14 protein-coding genes and 1 CRISPR repeat array are annotated in these 18,261 nt (G+C 27.9%); of the genes, 12 read left to right on the top strand and 2 right to left on the bottom strand.

Annotation, left to right across the window (positions count from 1 at the left end; genetic code table 11):
• Positions 1–249: 249 nt before the first annotated feature.
• Positions 250–876 (bottom strand): hypothetical protein, encoded by a 627-nt coding sequence (locus OC535_RS09160; RefSeq protein WP_227052903.1) that lies wholly within the window; start codon positions 874–876, stop codon positions 250–252.
• A gap of 673 nt (positions 877–1,549) precedes the next feature.
• Here OC535_RS09160 and cas6 point away from each other — a divergent pair.
• From cas6 to OC535_RS09210, 10 genes are all read left to right on the top strand, one after another.
• Entirely contained in the window at positions 1,550–2,242 is a 693-nt protein-coding gene (gene cas6, locus OC535_RS09165; RefSeq protein WP_024722602.1) for a CRISPR-associated endoribonuclease Cas6, read from the top strand.
• A gap of 14 nt (positions 2,243–2,256) precedes the next feature.
• Positions 2,257–3,972: a type I-B CRISPR-associated protein Cas8b/Csh1 gene (locus tag OC535_RS09170; RefSeq protein ID WP_498823636.1), complete on the top strand. Its 1,716-nt coding sequence runs from the start codon at positions 2,257–2,259 to the stop codon at positions 3,970–3,972.
• The gene (locus OC535_RS09175; RefSeq protein ID WP_227052905.1) at positions 3,965–4,900 is read left to right on the top strand and encodes a type I CRISPR-associated protein Cas7; all 936 of its coding nucleotides are present in this window, start codon (positions 3,965–3,967) and stop codon (positions 4,898–4,900) included. Before OC535_RS09170 ends, OC535_RS09175 begins: the two co-directional genes overlap by 8 nt.
• Positions 4,901–4,903: 3 nt before the next feature.
• On the top strand, positions 4,904–5,605 hold the full coding sequence (cas5b, locus tag OC535_RS09180; protein ID WP_498823637.1) for a type I-B CRISPR-associated protein Cas5b: 702 nt from the start codon (positions 4,904–4,906) through the stop codon (positions 5,603–5,605).
• Between the two features lie 37 nt (positions 5,606–5,642).
• Positions 5,643–8,135 (top strand): CRISPR-associated helicase Cas3', encoded by a 2,493-nt coding sequence (gene cas3 / locus OC535_RS09185; protein ID WP_498823638.1) that lies wholly within the window; start codon positions 5,643–5,645, stop codon positions 8,133–8,135.
• 11 nt (positions 8,136–8,146) lie between these two features.
• Positions 8,147–8,641, top strand: coding sequence for a CRISPR-associated protein Cas4 (cas4, locus tag OC535_RS09190; RefSeq protein WP_227052908.1), 495 nt, complete (start codon positions 8,147–8,149; stop codon positions 8,639–8,641).
• 11 nt (positions 8,642–8,652) lie between these two features.
• Positions 8,653–9,651: a type I-B CRISPR-associated endonuclease Cas1b gene (cas1b, locus tag OC535_RS09195; RefSeq protein WP_024722597.1), complete on the top strand. Its 999-nt coding sequence runs from the start codon at positions 8,653–8,655 to the stop codon at positions 9,649–9,651.
• Complete coding sequence (cas2, locus tag OC535_RS09200; RefSeq protein ID WP_498823640.1) at positions 9,651–9,938, top strand: CRISPR-associated endonuclease Cas2; 288 nt, start codon at positions 9,651–9,653, stop codon at positions 9,936–9,938. The genes cas1b and cas2 overlap by 1 nt, the downstream gene beginning before the upstream one ends.
• Positions 9,939–10,112: 174 nt before the next feature.
• Positions 10,113–11,263: direct repeats of the CRISPR family, unit length 30 nt; unit sequence GTTTAATAGTAACATTAGATGTATTGAAAT.
• A gap of 135 nt (positions 11,264–11,398) precedes the next feature.
• Positions 11,399–12,190: a 3'-5' exonuclease gene (locus OC535_RS09205; protein ID WP_024722279.1), complete on the top strand. Its 792-nt coding sequence runs from the start codon at positions 11,399–11,401 to the stop codon at positions 12,188–12,190.
• Positions 12,191–12,206: 16 nt separating this feature from the next.
• Positions 12,207–13,037: a hypothetical protein gene (locus OC535_RS09210; protein ID WP_024722278.1), complete on the top strand. Its 831-nt coding sequence runs from the start codon at positions 12,207–12,209 to the stop codon at positions 13,035–13,037.
• Between the two features lie 220 nt (positions 13,038–13,257).
• On the opposite strand, the gene OC535_RS09215 is transcribed toward OC535_RS09210, so the two are convergent.
• On the bottom strand, positions 13,258–13,635 hold the full coding sequence (locus tag OC535_RS09215) for a PH domain-containing protein (RefSeq protein WP_024722277.1): 378 nt from the start codon (positions 13,633–13,635) through the stop codon (positions 13,258–13,260).
• A 173-nt stretch (positions 13,636–13,808) separates the two neighbouring features.
• Here OC535_RS09215 and OC535_RS09220 point away from each other — a divergent pair, with 173 nt between their 5' ends.
• Complete coding sequence (locus OC535_RS09220; RefSeq protein ID WP_498823641.1) at positions 13,809–15,404, top strand: DEAD/DEAH box helicase; 1,596 nt, start codon at positions 13,809–13,811, stop codon at positions 15,402–15,404.
• Between the two features lie 147 nt (positions 15,405–15,551).
• On the top strand, positions 15,552–18,218 hold the full coding sequence (gene ppdK, locus OC535_RS09225) for a pyruvate, phosphate dikinase (protein ID WP_498823642.1): 2,667 nt from the start codon (positions 15,552–15,554) through the stop codon (positions 18,216–18,218).
• The last annotated feature ends 43 nt before the right edge of the window (positions 18,219–18,261 follow it).

The raw sequence follows: 18,261 nt of genomic DNA on the forward strand, positions 1-18,261 counted from the left end.
AGTTTGAACACCTTATTTATATAAGTGATTATTATAGATAAATGAGACATATCGATATTTATAGCTGGCATGAAATAACAAATAATAATATTTGCTTCTAAAAAAGAGACTATTCTAACAACGTGGGGTCAATATCACCTCATGTTTTAATAGTCTCTTTATTTAAATCCTCAAGTTATTTTGTCTGTTGGTAAATATGATGAATTCTAAAATTTCTCATTTTTATTATTTATAATAGATTTGCTGATATTAAATAGTTTTAAGATTAGTATAAGTATCAAGTTCTTCAATTATTAATAAGTTCATTTCTTCTAAGTATGTTTTAGATAGTTTTTTTAAATTATTGTATCTTTTTTTTAGACTAAAACCATGCTCTAAACCACTTAGATACTTATCGTCAATTTTTATGTAATATTCTGCTATTAGACCAGAACTTTCTACTTCTTTTGGCGTATCAGTATCAGTATCACTATCGACAATCGATGTATCATAATATAAATAATATTTTATATTAACAGTATATGCGCCATACTCAAAAGTATCTTCTAAAGTATCTGCGGCATCAACCATTCTATAATTAGTATAGTAATCTGTCAGCTCACTAGTTATTGTAAACATATTACCACAATGTATCCCAACCTTTTTGCCATGGGCTTTTATTTCATTATCCATACCAGTTGGAAGTTTATCCAATTTTATATATTTTGAAAAATTCCCTAATTCAGATTCACAATTAATATTGCGACCCATTTTAGCAGTTAATCCAGGAGGTCTACCGCATGCTGAACATAGAATTAAAAGTATTATAACAATACTGATTTTGTTTATCTTTTTCATTTTTTTTGACAAGAAAACTGTCATTGGTATCTGTAGCAAAATTGTAATCTCCTTTCTAAATATTTTTCTTTGTTTATTCAATTTCATAAATTTTAATAGTCGATAGATACTGTAGCCATGGCTTAAGAACCAGTGATTTCTTTATTATGATTATCCGGATCATCAATGCATTTGTAATATCCTACAAATACACTTGTTTCTATAAAAAAGATGTGCATATTTATTTAATTTTTATCATCCCGTTGTCATTATTTATATTTAAAAGCGCTTTCTATATTTATATAATAACATAATATATTATAAAGACAAGAATGCATAGAAAATATAGTTAAATAATTTTTTTAATATAATATAAAATAAAATATGCGATGTTATTATTAAGTATTTTAATAACTATTAAAAATGGGACTATCGCCTGCTTCTAAGATAATGTTAAATATAAGATACAGTCTGTTTAATGTTGATATTAGAGTTATTGCATTAATATTATGTTATTATGTTAAAACATTATCTGGTACAAATGTTTAAATAAAGGAGGCAATGTAAATGTTAAAAAATTATTTTTATGGGATTAGATAGACAAAATAATAAAATATTTTAAATAAAAAAATATTAATGATTAATTTTTACTGTTATTAATGTAAGCGCTATTGCTTGTGGTTTTTGAATAAGTTATAATCTTTTATATAAAAACAAAATAGGGAGCATAGAAATGAATGTGTATGAATTAAAAATAAAAATATATTTATTAAAAGATATCAAAATTGAAGAAATACAAAGTTATCTGGCGTATTTTATAGATAGTGTTTTGGTAAAAGAAAACGAATTTTTAAATATTCATGAAACGAATATGTATAAGTTTTATACTTTTGACAGTCTTTATCCTCTAGCGAAAAATGGCGTATATCAAAAAGATAATACTTATGTATTTAGAATACGAACTGTTGATTATAAGCTGGCTGAATATTTATATAAGACATTGATAAAAAATCGTACCAAAGAAATCCAGGGATTAACAGGTGAGGTTAAGATCATAAAGCCTAAAATGATTAAAAAATTATACACGTTAACACCTATAATATTAAAAACTGAGCATGGTTATTGGAAAAATAATATCAAGGTGGAAGAATTTGAAAAGCGCTTAAAAATAAATTTAATAAAAAAATATAATAACATTACTAGCGATAAAATAAATGAAGATTTTCAGTTATATTATCATATTATTTTTAAAAATAAAGTTCCTGTTTTACGGACATATAAAGGAATTAAATTATTAGGAGATATGATTGAACTAGATATTGCTGAAAATGAAAATGCTCAAAAATTGGCAATGTTAGCCATCGGCGCAGGACTTTTGGAAATGAATGCCCGGGGCTTTGGCTTTGTTAATTATTCATTTTATTGAAAGGAGGCTATGTGATGCTGGAAGAGTGTCTAGAAATTTTTAGTCAGGAACTTAAAAATAATCCAAATTTAATTTTGGAGACAATGGTTTTAACGAATGGTGATTATGTTTTGGTACATAGTGATGGCAGTTATCAAGTTGAAAAAATCAAGTATTCAAAAAAGGATCATTGTTTGATTGAAAAGCCCGATGATGAAACATATCGAAAATTATGTTTTTATGATTATCAAAGTCAATTAGTAAGTATGAATAAACCCCAAGACTCGGGGAAAACGATCCATTCTAATAATTATTTGTCGTTTTTTGTTAAAAAGGAAAGTTTTAACAATGGCAAGATGAATAATGAAGCGATTGAAAGATATTTTAAGTCTTTAGAGTGTCCGCAAGAGAAATATAAAGGTAAAGATTTACAAATGTATAATTTTGTAGCTGATGATATTGGTGAAATTGATCAAGAGAAGTTACAAAGAAATAAGCAATGGTTAGTTGAAAATATATATAATTTAGATAATGTTGATTATAGTGAAAAAGATTATTTAAAGGTCTTTTTTGAAGATGATGATCAGGCATATATTAATGAGGGAAATCGTTACACTTTAACGAAGATATTTAATTGTAATGATTATAATATTTATGATGATAGTGATGTTTATGGTTTGCCGAATTATAATATGCAGTTAAATTCTAAAAAACCGTTTTTGGAAAATAAGACAAGAATGAATAAGATTCCTTACATGTTATCTTTAAAAGAAGCTTTACTTGAAAAAAAGTTTTTTGATTTTTTGATGAATCAGGCAAATGATGGTAAAACAAATATTTATTTTAGTAGTGATGAAGATGATGATAAAAGGATCTATTGTTTAAATAATGTTGAAAGAATAGAAAAAGGTTTTGATGGGATCGTTGTTAAAACAAAAAAAGGTAAAGAATTAGAAATTCATTATCTGGATGTTGTTACGGATTATAAAGTTTTTTTAAACCCTTTATTTAATTATAAAAATGTTATCGGTTCTTTAGCTGATGAATGTTATAAAGAGTATGAAAAAAGAACAGATGTTGAAAATCTTATTAATGAGATCTTGTTTTCCAAATATTTGAAAAATAATTATTTTACAGCTCCTGATGACCTCAAAGGCGTTGATAGTATTTATAAAAAGAATCTTTTGATTTGTAGGGAAGCAGTTCATGCTTGGGTATATGCAGGAAAAGTTGAAAATATTGGAAATGTTTTGTTAAAAGCTGCTTTGGATATAACTAAATATTCAATCAAAATGGGTTATCTAAAAAGTGCGAAGAAACAAATGAATTTATATTTTGCGTTAAATAAGTATTTTAATCAAAAGGAGAATGGTATGGAAAATATACGAGATGTTTTACGAACGAAAATAAATGCCAAACATCAAATGAAAATTGAAGATGATTTGGAATATAGTTTTGCTGTTGGTCAAGCTATTGCTTACTTGCAATCAAAAAGCAAAGCAAAAAATAAAACCCAGGATATTATTAATCAATTTATCGTTATTAAAAATGACAAAGTTTTAAAAATTAAGTTGGAACAATTTTATCGTCGGTATAATTATGATTTATTTGTAGGTAAAACGCGCTTTAATTATTTGTTTGCGATGGTCATGGAATATATGGATGTCAAGAAAATTGATCAAAGTATGTTGATGGCAGGTTATCTTGGTGAAAATTTAATTTATGAAAAAGGGGAAAAAGAAAATGGATAAAAGAGTATATGGAGTTATTGGAATTGCCTCAATAATGGCTAATTGGAATGCAGATTTTTCTGGTTATCCTAAGAGTTTATCAGATGGAACGATTTTTGGTAGTGATAAAGCCTTAAAATATCCAATGAAAAAGATGTGGGATAGTGAAGGTAAAAAAGTGTTATACATAAAATCAATGAAATTTTCACCACAAAAAGATGGTAGTGTAACATTAGTACCTAATTCATTAAAAGAACGTTATGAAAAGTTATTTGATGTTGAAGATTTATCAAAATGTAAAGATGCTAAAGAAGTTTTCACTAATTTAATGAATGCGGTAGATGTTAAAAACTTTGGAGCTACTTTTGCAGAAGCTAAGAATAATATTTCAATTACTGGTGCTGTTCAGTTTGGTCAGGGAATTAATAAATATGATGGCAGTGTTGCTGAAGAACAGCAAATTTTATCACCATTTAGAGATGCTTCTAAAGATAAAGAAAAAGATGAGGAAGCTAAAAATTCGACATTAGGAACGAAGATCGTAAGTAATGAAGCACATTATTTTTATCCTTTTTCAATCAATCCTAATGCTTATAAAGAATTAGTATCATTAAAGGTAACTGATGGGTATACCGAAGCAGATTATCAAAATTTTAAACGGACAGCTTTAGTAGCTGCTACTTCATTTTCTTCTAATGCTAAAGAAGGGTGTGAAAATGAATTTGCTTTATTTGTCGAAACTAAGTCAGATACATATTTACCAAATTTAAGTGAATATATTAGTTTTGAAAAAACTGATCTTAACAAAATTAAAATTGAATGTAATATGTTAAATGAACTTGATGATATTTTAAGTATTGAAATATATTATAATCCCGAAACAACAGTTTTAGAATCTAATTTAAAAAATGCCAAGATATATCATATCATTACTAAAAAAGAGGTGTAATTTATGCAGGCACTTAAATTTACTTTAAGTGGTAAAACAGCTTTTTTTAAGCGTCCTGAAGTCAATACCTATTATTATTTTACATTTGGTAATATTCATAAAGTAGCATTACTAGGAATGTTTGGCGCTATTTTAGGGTATCAGGGTTATAACAATACTAAAGAACTACCGGAGTTTTATCGAAAACTAAAGGATGTAAAAGTATCTATTATACCGCAAAATAAAAAAGGTTATTTTTCTAAAAAGATTCAGTATTTTAATAATTCAGTGGGATATGCTTCAAAAGAGCAGGGTGGAAATCTGATTGTTAAGGAACAGTGGTTAGAATATCCAAAATGGGATATTATTGTCCTTTTAGATAATGAAGAAGCTAAAAAAATTGCTGAGTCATTAATTAATCATAAGTGTATCTATATTCCTTATTTAGGAAAAAATGATCATCCTGCAATAATTGATGATGTTTATATTGTTGAATTGGATGAAAGAAATATTGATGAAGAAAGAATTGATAGTTTATTTCCTAAAGGAAGTTTTGAAGAAGCTGAGGATATTGATATCGATTTTTATAAGTATCAGGAGAGTTTACCAATTGGTTTAAATGAAAAAACAGGATTATATGAATATATGACTTTTATTCATACAGATCTATTGATGGATGAAGGGACTGTATATACTTTTGATAGTAAAAATATAATATTTTATTAGACCCGCTTTATTGCGGGTTTTATTGAAGGAGGAAGTTATGGATATTGATAAATATGTGGTGTCACTAGAACGATTAATGAAAAATATTAATAATTGTTATGGCCATATTAAAGATGAGCAGCATGAAACGATTGTTGAACATATTCAATTGTGTATTAAATATTTAAAAGAAATTTTTGAATTAAAAAGATTAGATAAAATAATGGTGTCTTTTAAAAATAATTTAGTTAGTGATTTATCTGATGAAGGAAAAGAAGTGTTTAATGAACTTTTTATTAATACGATCGTTTTCCATGATACCGGTAAAATAAATCCCATTTTTCAAAATGATAAGATGAATAATCCTGCTATGAATTATATGACACCGCCACCAAACTTAGATTCTAAACACTCGATATTATCAGCATATATTTATTTAGGATATTTTCTAAATAAAATAAGTTTACTTGATAAAAATGATTATAAAATATTGAAAAGAATTACTTATATAAATGCTTTTGTGATTTCTAGGCATCATAGTAAGATCGATGATTTTAGAACTTGTTTTATTGATAAATTTGATAGTGATGATAAATTAGAAAAAAGAATCATAGATTGGGTAAATAGTGATGAATTTGTAAAGCAGTTTAATGTCGATTTTAATTTTGTTCCCTTGAAAAAAAAGGGTAGAAATATTTTGTTTAAAAAACTACAAAAATATAAAATCGATAAACAAATTGATTTCTATGCTTATGTTAGATTTTTATATTCTATTTTAGTTACATGCGATTACTATGCAACTAGTGAATTTTATAATGATCAAAAAAGTATTAGTGTAATGAATGATTTTGATTTTAAAGAACTGATCAAACAATATAATAATACCGAGCTAATAATTAAGATCAGAAAGAAACAGACTTTTGAAAATAGTATCAATGAATTAAGAACGGAGATATTTTTAGAAGCCGAAAAAACATTAATAGAAAACTGCGATAAAAATATTTTTTATCTCGAAGCACCAACTGGTAGTGGTAAAAGTAATACTGCGATAAACTTAAGTTTACGTTTGATTGAAAAAAATAATGATTTAAATAAAATCGTCTATGTTTATCCTTTTAATACGTTAGTAGAACAAAATATCGCTTCATTTAATAAAATATTTGATCATAGCAGAATTTTAAATAATCTTGCAGTTGTTAATTCAACAACACCAATTAAAATTGATGAAAATAACCCTAATAAATATCAAAAGGCACTATTAGACCGTCAGTTTTTGAATTATCCAATTATTTTAACTACACATGTTAGCTTATTTGATACATTGTTTGGTGATAATCGTGAATCAGCATTTGGTTTCTATCAACTAGCTAATTCAGTAATTGTTTTAGATGAGATTCAAAATTACCGGATTGAACGCTGGAATGAGATAATTAACTTTTTAAAAGAATATGCAAAAGTTTTAAATATGAAAATAATCATTATGTCAGCTACTTTACCTAATTTAGAGCTGCTTACAAACGATAATAGTAATTCAGTATCATTAATTAAAGACTGTAAAAAATATTTTTTAAACCCTGTTTTTAAAGATCGGGTAAAGATTGATTATGGTTTGTTGGAAATAGAAAATGTTGAAGAAAAATTGTTTGAACATGTCTTAAAAATGAATAAGTTAAAGAAAAAAATCATGTTGGAATTTATTGTAAGAAAAAGTGCTGAAAAATTTTATCGGCGTCTTAAAAACGAAAAACTTGATTGTGAAGTGTTATTTATTAGCGGTTTTGACAGCATTTTAGAAAGAGAAATAATCATTGATAAGGTCAATACGTGTAATCATCTTATTTTAGTAGCGACACAAGTAGTTGAAGCAGGCGTTGATATTGATATGGATATTGGTTATAAAGATATTTCAAAACTAGATAGTGAAGAACAGTTTATGGGAAGAATAAATCGTTCTTGTTTAAAAGAGGGGATAGTGTATTTCTTTAATTTAAACAAAGCTGCAAATATTTATAAAAAAGATGAAAGAGTTAGTATAAATTTAACGTTATTAAATGATGAAATGAAGGATATATTATTAAATAAGAATTTTAATCAATATTATCAAAAATTACTTACAGCTTTAGTATATAAGGCCAGAAAATATAGTGATGATAATGTTGAAAATTTTTTTAGGGAGGCTGTTGCCTGTTTGAATTATAAAGAAGTAAGTAAACGAATGGAACTGATCTTGGATACAAGAGATCGCGTGACGATTTTTTTGGGACGTAAGATAAAAGATGTTGATGGTAATGAATATGATGGTAATTTGATATGGACTCAGTATGTGGAGTTATTACAAGATAATGATATGGATTATTCAAAAAAGATTTATCAGTTATCAGTTGTAAAAAGTAAAATGAATTATTTTATGTATCAAATTGATAGTAAATGTCAATTTGATTATAAAGAACAGATTGGTGATATTTTTTATATTGAAGATGGTGATAATTATATTTTAGATGGAAAATTAAATACAGGATTATTTGATACTGAAGATGAATTATTTATATAGGTGGTGTGATCATGCAAATAAATGGGACGTTGATAAATTATTATTTTCATTGTAAAAGACAATGTTATTTACATGGTAATCGTCTTAATTTAGAAGATGAAAGTGAAGATGTAAAAATTGGAAAAGCTTTGCACGAACAAAAATATAGTGATAACAAAAACTCAGAAATAGCAATAGATAATATTAGATTAGATAAATTAACGGCCAAATACTTAATTGAAACTAAAAAATCTGATGCTGACTTGATAGCAGCTAAATGGCAGCTTTTGTATTATCTTAAAATATTAAAATCAAAAGGAATAATTAGAAAAGGTAGGATCGAAGTAATTGAAAAAAACAAACAAAATAAATCTTTTATTGAAGTAGAATTAAATGCTGTAGAAGAACAGAAATTAGATAAAGTAATTGTAGAAATTGAAGAACTATTGGAAGGTAATCAAATACCACCAGTTTTAAATGAGAGTAAATGTAAAAAATGTGCATACTATGCTTATTGTTATATATAGGAGGTGAGGTTATGGGAAGTACAAAATATATAACTAGTATGGGTGATTTAAAGCGAAAAGACGATTCACTTTGTTTTAGAAAAGGTAATAAAAATATCTATTTACCAGTAGAAAATGTAAAAGAGATATATTGTTTAAATGAAATATCATTGAATACTAAATTGTTGGATTTTATTTCATCAAAAAATATAATTATTCATTTTTTTAATTACTATCAGGGCTATAGTGGAACTTTTTATCCTAAAGATAAATATACTAGTGGTAAATTATTGATTAAACAAGTTGAAGCATTTAGTAATCATAGAAAAGAAATTGCTAGTGCGATCGTTCATGGAATAGCAATTAATATTGATGAAACTTTGTATCATTATTATAAACATGGCAAAAAAGAAGTTAAAGAAACTATTGACTGGATTCGAAAAGAAGTTTCTAGACGTTTACAAGATGCTAATAATATTAAAGAAATAATGGCGGTTGAAGGCGAGTTGTGGCAAAGATTTTATAGTACTTTTAAATATATATTACCTGAAGATTTTATAATGAATAAGAGAGTTAAAAGACCACCAGATAATCCAATCAATGCTTTGATTTCTTTTGGAAACACATTATTATATACAAAAACAATTTCGGCGATATATCAAACTCATTTAAATCAAAGTATTTCATTTTTACATGAACCAACAGAACAAAGATTTTCTTTATCATTAGATCTAAGCGAAGTATTTAAACCAATAATAGTTTTTAAAACTATTTTTGAATTAGTAAATACTAGAAAATTAAAAGTTGAAAAACATTTTGACAAAAAAACCAACTATTGTTTATTAAATGAAGAAGGTAGACAAATATTTATTGAAGCTTTTGAAAACAGGATAGATACTAAATTCCAGCATACAAAATTAAAAAGAAAAATATCATATAAAACAGCAATAAAATATGACGGATATAAATTAATTAAAACAATTTTTGAAGGTACCACTTTTATACCATTTTCAATAAAGGATAAATACTAATGAAAATAAAAAATCATAATTATGTAATTGTTTGTTATGATATTGGTGAAAAAAGAGTTAATAAAATATTTAAGATTTGTAAAAAGTATCTTCCTCATTATCAGTATTCTATTTTTAAAGGCCCTATCACACCAGCAAAGTTAATTTTGTTGAAGAAAGAATTACAAAAGGCTATAAATAAGGATGAGGATTGTGTCAGTATAATTAAATTACAAAGTGAAAGTTCTTTTGATGAAGAGATATTAGGATGTCAAAAAGAAGAGAATACAGATAGTTTAATTATATAATTTACCAGGTAAAATTTTTAATAAAATGTCTAAACCTCTTGTTAGAGTAAGGGTTCAGGAGAATATGATAGAAAATTATAAAAAGAAGAATTTAGCTGGTAAAAAAATAGAAAGTTGTTGATATATATAAGCTTTGAGGTATAATGGAAAATGTAAAGTGGCTAATTTACTAGGGTTTAATAGTAACATTAGATGTATTGAAATTAGGATTAAAACAACGTTTAACGTTGGTGAACTTATTGTTTAATAGTAACATTAGATGTATTGAAATGCAGTTAGAGCAAAATAGTGCAGTTGGTACGGTTGGGTTTAATAGTAACATTAGATGTATTGAAATGCGTGTTTATCCACATCATAGTAATTTATATCCTTTGTTTAATAGTAACATTAGATGTATTGAAATTTCCAGATACAACGACAGGAGCACCTCTATTGCATGGGTTTAATAGTAACATTAGATGTATTGAAATTCACTATAGTAATGCATACAATTTGGACTGGAATTAGTTTAATAGTAACATTAGATGTATTGAAATAATAAGGGCTTGTAAGCGCGAAAACAACTTATTGAGGTTTAATAGTAACATTAGATGTATTGAAATTTTAATTGACGATGTAAAAGAAATAAAAGAAGGTGTGTTTAATAGTAACATTAGATGTATTGAAATTTAATGGCTGGGATAGAAAATAATTTATCGGTACATGTTTAATAGTAACATTAGATGTATTGAAATAATTAACGGTGTCGAACTATCGGGCAACGTGACAAGTTTAATAGTAACATTAGATGTATTGAAATTGACAACAATGAAAGATAAGTTAAGTGAAAAATTGTTTAATAGTAACATTAGATGTATTGAAATTCTAAATTCATTGTTAATAACCCTTTCTTTTATGCTGTTTAATAGTAACATTAGATGTATTGAAATGATGCAAAGTATAACGGATAAAAATAATGCTGTTAGTGTTTAATAGTAACATTAGATGTATTGAAATGATGGATTTCCAGTCTCAGGAGGCTTCTATCCTCCGTTTAATAGTAACATTAGATGTATTGAAATTTTGCTACTCGGCGCTTCTTAGCGCCTGCGTGCTCGCGTTTAATAGTAACATTAGATGTATTGAAATTATTGAAGAACAAAATCAACTGCATTACCAGCTGTGTTTAATATCAACATTAGATCTATTGAAATGCAATTTCTATGAATTTAAAAATCGAATTTTTGTAAGCTTAATAACAACATAGGATGTATCGAAATTAAAAGAAGGCATAACCTTCTTTTTCTTGTTTGTCGGTTTAATATCAACATTAGGTGTATTGAAGTATTTTTGATATTAAAACGTGTTTGAATTAAATTTAAAGTTTTATTTATGATGTTTGTTATATATTATGGGTAATTGATAATATAGATGGCATGATTTGATAAATTGTGATAAACTTTAAAGCATGAGGTGTAGGTATGAGAAATAGATACGTAGTTTTAGATTTTGAAACAACTGGTATTAATATGTATCATGATGATGAAGTAGTTCAAGTAGCAATAATTAATCAGGATGGGGAAGTTTTGATTAATGAATTGTGTAAGCCAAAAAGACATTTTTCTTGGTCTAATGCGCAAAGAGTGCATGGTATTTCACCATCTGATGTTAAGGATAAACTTAGTTTTGAAGATTATATCGATGCAGTAAAAGATATCTTTGATAATTGTGAATTTATTGTTTGTTACAATATTGCATTTGAACAAGGAATATTAAAGAATTATGGCGTAGATGTAGAAAAATATAAATTTAGAGATCCGATGAAAGAATTCGCACCTATCTATGGTGAGATGGGCAATCGTGGTAGATATAAATGGAAATCTTTGACCGTTTGTGCTGAATACTATGGCTATGAATTTACAGCTCATGATGCTTTAGAGGATGTAAAAGCAACTAGATTTTGTTTTGAACAAATTGAAGCATATAATACGAATAAACGTAATTTAAATTCACCATATATCGATGATTGGAAATCGTTATTTAAACCTTGGATCATTGAAAGAGGTATAAAATATTTTCAAGATGGAATGGTTGATATTATTTATCAAAGTACTGAACATATCGTAGCTTCGGTAAATGGAACAACTAAATATATGGTTTCTGTTGAGGTAAAAGAAAAAAGAATAAGAAAAATAGCATGTAATTGCCCATACGCTTCTAGTGGGAATAACTGTAAACATATGGCAGCTGTTCTTTTTAAAGTGAATGAGTAGTTTTATGGGGGATAAAATGATTAATAGATATAGATTAAAGATATTTTATAAAGAAAATAAAGTAACTATAGATGTTGATGAAAATATAACATTCAATAAATTAAGTGAGATAATTAATGATAGATTATTATTAAATAGATGTAAATTTTATGAATTTTTACATAATAATATTGTTATTGCAGCTGAAAATAAAAAAGAAGATGTTAAAATTAAGGATTATTTGGAATTAGATCAGAAATTGATATATCATACAGGCAAAAAAACTGATCCGTGTAATATTGAGATAATTGTTTGGGATTATATATTGGACGCTAACGATGCTGTGATGAAGAAGTTTGTACAGTTGGTAAAAAAAGTAGATAAAGCTAAACCTAAACAAATTTATTATTTAAGTAAGGAGCAAAGAAGATTTATTGATAATATATTAAAAGATTGTTACGAATCTTTAAAAACGCTTAATTTCGGTGGAGAATACCATTATCATCTTTTAAAAAATGGAAAGAATTATTTAGCAGTAAAATTAACTTATTATATGCTGGATGATAAATATGAATTATGTTTGTTTAATACTGTAAAAGAATTAGAAAACGGTACTTATAAATTCTTGATTACTTTTTATGATATGAATCGTGCTTATTTTAAAGGATATCAGGGGGTTAATCGAAATATTTTTGTATTGTCTGGAAAAGATGATACAATTAGAAGTGAAGATTTTGAATATATTTATAACGCGCTGAATCGTTTGATGTATATGTTTAAAGATGTAGACGGGGGTTATTTATTTGCGAATCATGATAAATATTTGATTTATGATATAGCTGATGGTCGATATCGGATAAAAAAATAAGGATCATATTTGGAATAAAATAGATCTGCTTATTGTATAGAATAAAGTTTAAGAAAAGTAATAAAAAGTTATATGGATAATGTAATCGTGATATAATATTTTATTGTTGCTATATGATAGATAAAGTAAAAGTAAAAAGGAAGTTTATTGAAATGTTAATAAACTTCCTTTTTGCCTACTATATGCAATAAAATCATTAAAAATAATTTGTTTTTACAGTTTAGTCAAATTGATCGTCTAAGTTGTAAGCATCATTAAAAAATTCTTTTCCAACTATTTGTTTTTTATCACGTGCTTCTTCGACCAAATTAGAGATCAAGCTTTTTACATCATGAGCATTTTTGATGTTTTTTAAATGAACTTCTTTACTACTATCAGCTTTAGTATACAAGATAACAGTCCCAGTCCCAAAAATTTTTTGAGCTAATGTTCTTTGTAAACATATATCGGTAATACGATATAAAAGTAATTCATCATAATGAGTGCTGATCAATCCTGTCTGTTGATACAAACGTTCATTTTTGATTTCATATTTTGTAAAACTAAAAGGAAACCACATGAAGTGTTTTCGATCATGCCAAATAATTTTATTATTCATAAAAATTCCTCCAATTAAATTGTTGTCAAAATTATAACAGTAATGATAAATAATTACTAGGATAATGACAATAATCTTATTTTGTATAAAAATAGATGAATTTCTAAAAATAGGTTTGTATATAATGAATAATTATGCTATACTCACCAAAGTAATTAGAAAGGTATTAAACGATGATTGAAAATAAATTTGAACAACTAGGATTAAGTAATGAAGTATTAAAGGCAATAGTAGACATGGGATTTTCTAAACCATCACAAATTCAAGAAAAAGCAATTCCCGTCTTACTCACTGGGGTGGACATAATTGGTCAGGCACAAACAGGAACAGGTAAGACTTTAGCGTTTGGAAGTGTACTTTTATCCAAAATAGAACCTGCTAATGATAAATTGCCACAAGCAATAATTCTTTCACCAACTAGAGAATTGGCAATGCAAATTCATGAAGAAATGAATCGAATAGGTAAATATAACGGTAGTAAAATTGCCTGTGTATATGGTGGAAGTGATATTGAAAAACAAATTCGAACAATAAAAAAAGGGATTGATATAATTGTTGGAACGCCTGGAAGAGTAATGGATTTAATGCGCCGTAAAGTTTTAAAACTTGCAAATATAAAATTTGTGGTGCTAGATGAAGCTGATGAAATGTTGAATATGGGATTTGTCGAAGATATAGAGATGATTTTAAAAGAAGTTGATGATAGTCGTCAAACGATTCTATTTTCAGCGACAATGCCAGCGGGAATTAAAAAGATTGCTCAAAATTATATGCACGATGATTTTGAACATGTTGCAGTATTGTCAAAGCAAGCGACAGCGACATCAGTAAAACAATTTTATTATGAAGTAAGACAAAAAGACCGTTTTGAAACATTATGTCGTTTAATTGATGTGGCTAATGTTAAAACCGGAATAATTTTTTGCCGGACTAAACGAAGTGTTGATGAAGTGACTGAACAAATGCAGCAGGCTAATTATAATGTCGAAGCGATGCATGGTGACCTAAGTCAAAATCACCGAATGAATACATTGCGCAAATTTAAAAAAGGCACGATCAATTTTTTGATTGCTACAGATGTGGCGGCTAGAGGGATCGATGTTGAAAATGTTACTCATGTAATTAATTATGAATTGCCTCAGGATATTGAGTCATATGTACATCGAATTGGTCGTACTGGTCGTGCTGATAAAGAAGGAATTGCTTATTCAATTATTACCCCAAAAGAAAAAAGTTTTTTAAAGCAGATCGAAAGAGTGACAAAATCAACGATTACTAAAGGTGCTATTCCGACTCTTAAAGAGATTTCTGAAGCTAAGATGGGAATGTTGATCAGTGATGTAGAAGATGTGATTCTAGCTGGTAATCATAAGAAATTTAAACAGCTGGTCAATGAAATCGATCCAACTATGTTAGCTGATTTTACAGCGGCTTTATTATATATGAATTATCAAGCTCAATTAGGTTTTGATTATAAACGTGATGTAATTCAAGAAGTAAAAGAGGAGAAAAAAAGACAGAATAATAAAGATCAGACAAGAATCTTTATTACAGCGGGATCAATGGATCGTATTAAAGTCCCTCAAATCATTAATTTCTTTGTTAGTAAAGCCGGAATCAGAAAAGAAGATATTGGGGATATTGATATAAAACGTAAGTTTACATTTGTTGATATTAATAAGAAAGTAGTTAATAAAGTTATTAAAAAATGTAATAAACAAAAGATAAATAATCGTAAAATTGAAATAGAAATTGCAAATAAAAGATAAATATGGATGAAGGAAGGACTGTATTTTTAATAATACAGTCTTTTCTTTATAACAAAATATGATAATTTCAAAGCGCTTCCACTTGAATGAAGGGGGGAAGATGTGTATAATATACACATGGATTAATTCTAAGGAGGATTATATTAAATGAAAAAATATGTTTATATGTTTAGTGAAGGAAACGAAATGATGCGTGACCTTCTTGGTGGTAAAGGTGCTAACCTAGCTGCAATGGTTAATTTAGGTTTACCAGTACCACAAGGATTTACTGTTACTACAGAAGCATGTAATGAATATTATGCTGATGGTAAGATCATCAATGATGAAATGAAAAAACAAATTGATGAATGTTTAGAAAGATTAGAAAAATTAGCTGGAAAAAAATTAGGTGGATTGGATAATCCTCTATTAGTTTCAGTTCGTTCAGGGGCAAAATTCTCAATGCCTGGAATGATGGATACAATTCTTAATTTAGGTTTGAATGATGAGACTGTTGAAGTTGTAGCTAAACAAACTGGTAATCGTCGTTTTGCTTTTGACAGTTATCGTAGATTTATTCAAATGTATTCTGATGTTGTTTGTGAAGTTGACAAAGAATTATTTGAAGCTAAATTAACTGAATTAAAAACAGCAAATGGATATGAAAGTGATTTGGATATTACAGCTGATGATTTTGAAAATATTATTATTCCTCAATATAAAGAAATTTTCAAAACTCAATTAGGAAGAGATTTCCCACAAGAAGCTAAAGAACAATTAATGGGAGCTATTTTAGCTGTATTTAGATCTTGGAACAATGATCGTGCTATCATCTATCGTAACTTAAACGGTATTCCTCATGATTTAGGAACTGCTGTAAACGTACAACAAATGGTATTTGGTAACATGGGAAATGATTCAGGTACTGGGGTATTATTTACTCGTAATGCTGCTAATGGTGATAATCACATTTATGGTGAATACTTAATTAACGCTCAAGGTGAAGATGTTGTTGCTGGTATTCGTACACCACAAAAAATCGCTAAATTAGAAGAAGATATGCCTGAAATCTATAAAGAATTAGTTACTATTGTTAAAGGATTAGAAAAACATTATAAAGATATGCAAGACTGTGAATTTACTGTTGAAAATGGTAAATTATTCATCTTACAAACTCGTAATGGTAAACGTACAGGTAAAGCTGCTTTAAAAATTGCAGTAGACTTAGTACATGAAGGGTTAATTAACAAATATGAAGCAATGACTCGTGTTGAACCTGATCAAATTTCTCAATTATTGCATCCAAACTTTACTGCTGAAGCATTAAAATCTGCAGATCCAGTTGTTGAAGGATTACCTGCTTCACCAGGGGCTGGTGCTGGTAAAGTATATTTAACAGCTGAAAAAGTTCATGAAAAAGCTGTTGCAGGTGAAAAAGTTATCTTAGTAAGACATGAAACTTCTCCTGAAGATATTCAAGGAATGGTTGACTGTGAAGGTATCTTAACTTCTACAGGTGGTATGACTAGCCATGCAGCTGTAGTTGCTCGTGGTATGGGTAAATGCTGTATCGTTGGTGCTAAAGCATTAACAATTGATTACGATGCTGGAACATTTACTATTGATGGTAATACTTATCCTGAAGGAACTGAATTATCATTAGATGGTTCTACTGGTAAAGTTTATTTAGGAGTATTAGATTCTGAAGAATCAGAATTAACAGGAGATTTCGCTGAATTAATGTCATGGGCTGATGAAATCAAAAAATTACAAGTTCGTGCTAATGCTGATAGTCCTCGTGATGCTGCTGTAGCAATCAAATTTGGAGCTGAAGGTATTGGTTTATGTCGTACAGAACATATGTTCTTCGAAGGAGATCGTATCGAATATGTAAGACAAATGATCTTATCTGATACAGTGGAAGAAAGAGTTAAAGCATTAGATGAATTATATAAATTCCAAGTTGAAGACTTTAGAGGAATCTATCGTGCAATGGTAGGATTACCAGTAACAGTTCGTTTATTAGATCCACCTCTTCATGAATTCTTACCACACACTGATGAAGAATATCAAGCAGTTGCTGATAAATTAGGTAAGACTTTAGAAGAAGTAAAAACTAAAGGAGCTACTTTAAAAGAAACTAACCCAATGTTAGGACATCGTGGTTCTCGTTTGGCAGTTACTTATCCAGAAATCTATAATATGCAAGTTAAAGCTATTATTGATGCTGCTATTGATGTTGAAAGAGAATTAGGATGCACTATCGTACCAGAAATCATGTTACCATTAATTGGTAGTGAAGCTGAAATCGTTTATGTAAAAAATAATGTTACAAAAGCAATCGAAGCTGCAATCATGGCTAAAAATGCTAAAATTGAATATAAGATCGGTACAATGATTGAAATTCCAAGAGCTGCTTTAACAGCTGATGAAATTGCTAAACATGCAGAATTCTTCTCATTTGGTACAAACGATTTAACTCAAATGACATTTGGATTCTCTCGTGATGATATTGGAAGTTTCTTACCTGAATATATCGATCGTAAAGTAATTCAAGTTGATCCATTCGTATCTTTAGATCAAAGTGGTGTTGGACAATTAGTTGAAATGGCTGCTACTAAAGGTCGTAGTGTTCGTCCTGATATCAAATTAGGTATTTGTGGGGAACATGGTGGAGATCCAGAATCTATTAAATTCTGCCATAAGACAGGATTAACATATGTTTCTTGTTCACCATATCGTGTATTGATTGCACGTCTTGCTGCTGCTCAAGCTGCTGCTGAAGAAATTATTTTGGAACATACTACTGATAAAGTATTAGTAGCTGATAAATAATAACGAAGACGTCTCTTTAATGCAAAGAGACGTTTTTTCTTTT

Origin of the sequence: Clostridium sp. Marseille-Q5894, assembly GCF_946902305.1 — a bacterium.
Lineage (GTDB): Bacteria > Bacillota_I > Bacilli_A > Erysipelotrichales > Coprobacillaceae > Thomasclavelia.

Coding starts and splice junctions, on each gene's coding strand:
- cas5b (WP_498823637.1), top strand. CDS start 4,904: ATGCAGGCACTTAAATTTACTTTAAGTGGTAAAACAGCTTTTTTTAAG.
- OC535_RS09210 (WP_024722278.1), top strand. CDS start 12,207: ATGATTAATAGATATAGATTAAAGATATTTTATAAAGAAAATAAAGTA.
- cas6 (WP_024722602.1), top strand. CDS start 1,550: ATGAATGTGTATGAATTAAAAATAAAAATATATTTATTAAAAGATATC.
- OC535_RS09215 (WP_024722277.1), bottom strand. CDS start 13,635: ATGAATAATAAAATTATTTGGCATGATCGAAAACACTTCATGTGGTTT.
- OC535_RS09170 (WP_498823636.1), top strand. CDS start 2,257: ATGCTGGAAGAGTGTCTAGAAATTTTTAGTCAGGAACTTAAAAATAAT.
- cas4 (WP_227052908.1), top strand. CDS start 8,147: ATGCAAATAAATGGGACGTTGATAAATTATTATTTTCATTGTAAAAGA.
- cas1b (WP_024722597.1), top strand. CDS start 8,653: ATGGGAAGTACAAAATATATAACTAGTATGGGTGATTTAAAGCGAAAA.
- OC535_RS09175 (WP_227052905.1), top strand. CDS start 3,965: ATGGATAAAAGAGTATATGGAGTTATTGGAATTGCCTCAATAATGGCT.
- cas3 (WP_498823638.1), top strand. CDS start 5,643: ATGGATATTGATAAATATGTGGTGTCACTAGAACGATTAATGAAAAAT.
- ppdK (WP_498823642.1), top strand. CDS start 15,552: ATGAAAAAATATGTTTATATGTTTAGTGAAGGAAACGAAATGATGCGT.
- cas2 (WP_498823640.1), top strand. CDS start 9,651: ATGAAAATAAAAAATCATAATTATGTAATTGTTTGTTATGATATTGGT.
- OC535_RS09220 (WP_498823641.1), top strand. CDS start 13,809: ATGATTGAAAATAAATTTGAACAACTAGGATTAAGTAATGAAGTATTA.
- OC535_RS09205 (WP_024722279.1), top strand. CDS start 11,399: ATGAGAAATAGATACGTAGTTTTAGATTTTGAAACAACTGGTATTAAT.